This is a genomic window from Agrilactobacillus fermenti, assembly GCF_021030645.1.
Lineage (GTDB): Bacteria > Bacillota > Bacilli > Lactobacillales > Lactobacillaceae > Agrilactobacillus > Agrilactobacillus fermenti.
On the sequence record NZ_JACGCJ010000057.1, the window covers coordinates 1 to 5,115 of the forward strand.

Genomic DNA, 5,115 nt, shown 5'->3' on the forward strand with positions numbered 1-5,115 from the left:
TCTTCATCACTTCGATCAGATGTCAAACGGTGTGGGTTTGATATTCGATCGAAGTGATGAAATAATCGCCCATCGGAATATCGAAAAAAATCTCTCAAATCGTGTCCAAGATATTGACTCAAATCCATTTTTATTCACACCTCTTGGATTTAGTTTTTAGATATGAGAAAGAGATAATCCCAAGAATAGAAAGAAATGAGATAGTGATTTGTGATAGATATATTGAGACTTTAGAAGTTAGAGATGGGATAAGGGGGGTACCTCAAGATCTTATTCATAAGAATATTAAAATTTTTAAAAAGCCAGATATTACTATATTTCTAGATATTGATAAAAATTTGATATTTAAAAGAATGATCGATCAGATGGATAAAAGAAGTGATTATATATTAGGGTTGGATTTTATGTCAAAGGGTAGTAAAAGAGAAACTATGTTAAGTTATTTAGATAAGCAAAGAATAAGGTATCAAGAGATTTTTAAAGACTATGATGATAGAGAGGTTTTTATAGTGAAGAATGAGTCAGAAAAAGAAAAGATTCTGAAAAATATTTTTAGCGAGGTTAATTAGTAAAGTGATATGAAAATGGAAAAAACATTATTGCTGTTTAAACCTGATGCTAATAAAAGAAATTTAATTAGTCCAATTTTAAATTTGATTGAAGAAAAAGGCTTTGTAATATGCAAAATTAAAGTTAAAAATGCAACAAAATACTTGGTATATGAACATTACTATAATAACTTACAGGGAAATAATATTATGTTCTTGGAAAGAATATATAAGTATTTTTCTCAAACACCGATATTAGCAGTGGAAGTTGAAAAAACGAATTCGATTCTAGATCTTAGAAGATTAATTGGAGAGAGTGATCCTTCTAAGTCAGGTGGAAATACTATAAGAGGTAGGTGGGGAATCGATAGTTATACTAAAGCTATAGAACAGGGAAGAAGTTGTGAGAATTTAGTGCATGCTTCTGACTCCATGGCAGCATATATTCATGAACGAAAATTATGGTTATAAAATAGGCGGAGGATACTTATGAAAATATGTCTAGTACATGAAGAATATCCCATAACGAGTAATTTTGGTGGAATAGCCACATATCAATATACTATGGCTAAAATATTAGCAGATTCTGGAAATAAAGTAACAGTTATCTGTCGATCAGAAAAACCAACAAGAAAAATATATAGTAATAATTTTAATATTATACCTATATATATTGAGTCATTCGAAAAAAATAAAAAAGAGGGAATGAATAAGTTTAGATTAGCCGTTTGTAAACATCTTCTGAAATTACAACGGGAGGATAGTGTTGATATTGTAGAAACTCCCGACTGGGGGGCTTCTTGTGTCTACTTTCAAGAGAATGACAATAGAAACATTCCGATAGTTGTGAAACTTCACACACCATTGTTTGTATGGGAAAAGTTTAATAGGTTTCAATTTAACAAGGAGTATAGAGAAGAAACTCTGCGATTAGAGCGAGAGCAAATTATTAATTCGGATGCTTTAATATCATGTACGAAAAATTTGTTAGATCTGGTTGTCGATGAATATAAACTCAGAAAAAATACCGGGAAAGTTATTCTTAACCCATTGTCTGAGAATAAATACATTAATAGGAATGTTTCTACTTATTCTGAAGATATAGTAAATGTAACATATGTAGGAAGTTTAGAGGAGAGAAAGGGAGTATTAGCTTTATCTAAGGCATTATCGTCACATCCTAGTAATTTTCGCAAATTTGTTTTTAATTTTGTTGGCAAGGATACAAACAGGAATTACTACATGGATTCAACTATGGAAGAAATTAAAAAAGAATTAAAAGGAACAAATATAAATATACATTTCTATGGTCAAAAAGAACATTCCAAGGCTATAGAATTAATGGAAAAAGCGGATGTATTAATATTTCCTTCACTATACGATAATTTACCATATGTAATATTAGAAGCTATATCTCTTGGGAAACCAGTTATTTCGAGTAATAGAGGTGGAATACCGGAAATAATAACTAATAAACAAAGTGGGATTTTAATTGATCCTATGAATGCAGCTGATTATATTTCCGCAGTTAACTTTTTAAGACCGTTGTCTACTAGAAAAAAAATAGGAATAACGGCGAAAAGAGTAGCTAAGAATTATAGTGAAAGTAAAGTTTTAGGGGACGTGTTAGTAAATTACGCTGACGTTATTGATAAGTATAAGATACAGAAGCTTAGTGGAATGGAGGATTGTCCGTGAAAAGATGGGAAGTGATTTCAAATTTATTGAAAGAATTATCAAAGGACAATTTAATAATTGGCGAAGTTGGTGTTTTTGAAGGGAAAACAACAAGATTTGTCTTTGATGAAAACGAAAAATCTATAGAAGAGTATGATTTAATTGACCCCTTTAAAACATATCCTGATTACGACAATATAAATTATGATGTTCGAGCCAATCAAATAAAATTGAACTATGCTGAATTAAAATTGGAAAAATATATTAATAACAAAAGAAAAATTAAATTATACAAAGATTTTTCAGAATATGCAGTTAAAAAATTTAAGGATAACTATTTTGATTGCGTATTTATTGATGCAAACCATGAGTATAAATATATAGTCAACGATATAGAAATGTGGTTGAAAAAGCTTAAAGTTGGAGGGTTATTGATAGGACATGACTTTAACTATCCGGATTTACCGGATGTAAAAAAGGCTGTGGAGACTCATTTTGGAGATCACTATTTTTTAGAAGATGATTATATTTGGTGGGTTAAGAAAGGGGAAACATTGAATGAGTAAGAAATTTCATAGAGCATTTGGAGTTTATGGTATTATTTATTCTACAAATGGTTTAGCAGTTATAAAAAAAAATGGAGGTCCTTATATTAACAGGTATGATTTACCTGGGGGAAGCTTAGAAGATGGAGAGTCATTATATTTGGCGATAAAAAGGGAAATTAAAGAAGAGACCAGACTCGTGGTTGATGATTTAAAACAAATAGGTATAACCAGTTTTAAATACCCATGGCATTACGAACAATGGAGATATAACCAGCATATTTGTGTTTTTTATGATGTAACACATTTTACAGGTAAAATTGCAGAAAACGTTAAAAATTTTGAAGGTCAGGATTCATTGGGAGCAAAATTTATTTCCCTTAATAATTTAACAATCGAGAATGCTTCCCCGCTGGTTCTGAAAGCAAAGGAGTATATACAGAACGGAAGAAAATTTGATTCAAAAGACAAGATTTTTAAAAATTGGATTGTACTTGAAAAAGAAGTATTTTAATAATTTATTTAGCTAGTTAAAATTATTCAATTGTTTTTTTTGGAACTACTCCGTGTCAAGTAGACAACTCAAATAATTAAAATGCTTATGCACTTTTCTTAAGGTTCTATACTTTTTGGTGTTGGTGGACGTCAGTCCACTGGCACCTTATTTTTATACCAATTTTGAGACACAAAAAAGGAACACCATGTTCCTATGTTACAAATCAAGTCGTCTAAAACCAATTGAAAGAAGGATGAATGATGTTCCCTACTACTGATTTTACAGAAAATGTTTTAGGAATCAAGGATAGAAATATAAAATTTGATGAAAATCTACCTTTTGAAACGAAAAAGATCAAAGATGAACGTGCCGCTGTTTACCATGCCAAGCTAGAAAGCCAGGAAACCCATTGCGTAAACTGTGGCTTTGAAGGCAGTTTGATCAAATATGGGACGAAAACCTGTCGGTTAAAATTACCTAATGTGACGGCTACACGACAACCGGTCTATTTGGAATTGAAAAAACAACGTTATCTGTGCAAGCAATGCCGAACGACTTTTATGGCAGAAACTGAGGTTGTGGCAGCTCATTGTTCGATCACTCGACCAGTTCACTGGGCGATCACCCTAGATGCTCGTACCAACATATCACTCAAAACTATTGCCCAACCCTATCATATCTCAAGCGCCTCAGTCTAACGGATCTTGATCCAAGATAATGTCTACTCACTTCAAGAAAAGCGAAATTATTTACCAGAGCATCTTTATTTCGACGAATTCAAAGCAACAGACACCTATAGCTTTATCTGGATGGATACCCAGAGCCATGACCTTGGGGCTATCCTGCCTTCGCGTCGAATAGCGACACTCAAGGATTACTTCTTAGGTTTTCCTTTAGCCGAGCGGCTAAAAGTTAAAAGTATCGTCGTCGATCTAAATGCGGCCTACATCAATTTTATTCCAGCTGTATTTCCTAATGTACAGATCATTATCGACCGTTTCCATATCATCAATATGGCTAATCGTGCTTTGAATACTTGTCGTAAGCAGTTGATGAAACAACAGAAACACAGTTCCAGAGAATATAAATTACTTAAATCTAACTGGCGTACTTTCTTGCGTGACGCTAAAACTCTGGAAGCCAAAAAACTGAGTTATCACCCAGCAGTTGGTTATTACGATACCGATGTCAATCTAGTCCATCTTGCTTTAAGCCTAGATGAGACCTTCAAACAAACTTATGAAGTTTACCAAGGCATTTACTCAGCGGTTCACGATCGTGATGCGAAAGCCTTGAAAGCAGTCTTGAATAACTACCGACCATTACACGATGAAATGGATACGACTATCAGAAGTCTTAAAATACATTGGCAGGCACTCTTCAATAGTTGTCGTTATGACTACTCTAATGATCCAATTGAAGAGACCAATCATAAAATCAAAGAGATCAAACGTACCAGCTATGGCTTTAGAAACCAACGAAATTTCAAACTCAGAATCTACCTGCAATTCGCCCATATCTAAATAAATAAAGCAATCCAGCCAAAGGCTGGCAGGCCATTACTTGACTGTAACAAAAAAAGTTAGACCGATTAAGATCTAACCTCTCAAAATCTTTATAAAAAATGTTCACCAACACTTATTGACAAAGAACCTTTCTTAATGGCATGGCACCCATATTCGTTGGGGGGTCATGCCGTTAAGTGTTTCTTGGCGACGTTCATTGTTATACCAATCGATACAACGTGAAATCTGAAGCGCTAGTTCCTCTTGTGAATACGCTTGTTCAAAGGCGAAGAATTCTTCTTTCATGTGACTCCAGAAGCTCTCCATAGGACTGTTGTCTCCAG

8 protein-coding genes are annotated in these 5,115 nt (G+C 33.3%); 7 read left to right on the forward strand and 1 reads right to left on the reverse strand.

From position 1 onward, the window contains the following. Window positions 1-143 precede the first annotated feature (143 nt). The 7 genes from FHQ08_RS12510 to FHQ08_RS12540 all read left to right on the forward strand — a co-directional run bounded on the left by FHQ08_RS12510 (window position 144) and on the right by FHQ08_RS12540 (window position 4,789). Window positions 144-569, forward strand: coding sequence for a dTMP kinase (locus tag FHQ08_RS12510; RefSeq protein WP_230914723.1), 426 nt, complete (start codon window positions 144-146; stop codon window positions 567-569). A 15-nt stretch (window positions 570-584) separates the two neighbouring features. Further along, window positions 585-1,019 (forward strand): nucleoside-diphosphate kinase, encoded by a 435-nt coding sequence (locus tag FHQ08_RS12515; protein ID WP_230914724.1) that lies wholly within the window; start codon window positions 585-587, stop codon window positions 1,017-1,019. A gap of 18 nt (window positions 1,020-1,037) precedes the next feature. Further along, window positions 1,038-2,246, forward strand: coding sequence for a glycosyltransferase family 4 protein (locus FHQ08_RS12520; protein WP_230914725.1), 1,209 nt, complete (start codon window positions 1,038-1,040; stop codon window positions 2,244-2,246). Further along, window positions 2,243-2,791: a class I SAM-dependent methyltransferase gene (locus FHQ08_RS12525; RefSeq protein ID WP_230914726.1), complete on the forward strand. Its 549-nt coding sequence runs from the start codon at window positions 2,243-2,245 to the stop codon at window positions 2,789-2,791. Before FHQ08_RS12520 ends, FHQ08_RS12525 begins: the two co-directional genes overlap by 4 nt. Continuing rightward, the gene (locus FHQ08_RS12530; protein WP_230914727.1) at window positions 2,784-3,284 is read left to right on the forward strand and encodes an NUDIX hydrolase; all 501 of its coding nucleotides are present in this window, start codon (window positions 2,784-2,786) and stop codon (window positions 3,282-3,284) included. Before FHQ08_RS12525 ends, FHQ08_RS12530 begins: the two co-directional genes overlap by 8 nt. A 242-nt stretch (window positions 3,285-3,526) precedes the next feature. Beyond that, window positions 3,527-3,964, forward strand: a complete 438-nt coding sequence (locus tag FHQ08_RS12535; protein WP_230914728.1) for a hypothetical protein — start codon at window positions 3,527-3,529, stop codon at window positions 3,962-3,964. Window positions 3,965-3,970: 6 nt separating this feature from the next. Next, window positions 3,971-4,789 (forward strand): ISL3 family transposase, encoded by an 819-nt coding sequence (locus tag FHQ08_RS12540; RefSeq protein ID WP_230914729.1) that lies wholly within the window; start codon window positions 3,971-3,973, stop codon window positions 4,787-4,789. A gap of 135 nt (window positions 4,790-4,924) precedes the next feature. Here the strand turns inward: FHQ08_RS12540 and FHQ08_RS12545 are convergent. Continuing rightward, window positions 4,925-5,115, reverse strand: a 191-nt coding sequence (locus tag FHQ08_RS12545) for an IS3 family transposase (RefSeq protein WP_230914730.1), incomplete at its 5' end; no start/stop codon positions are given.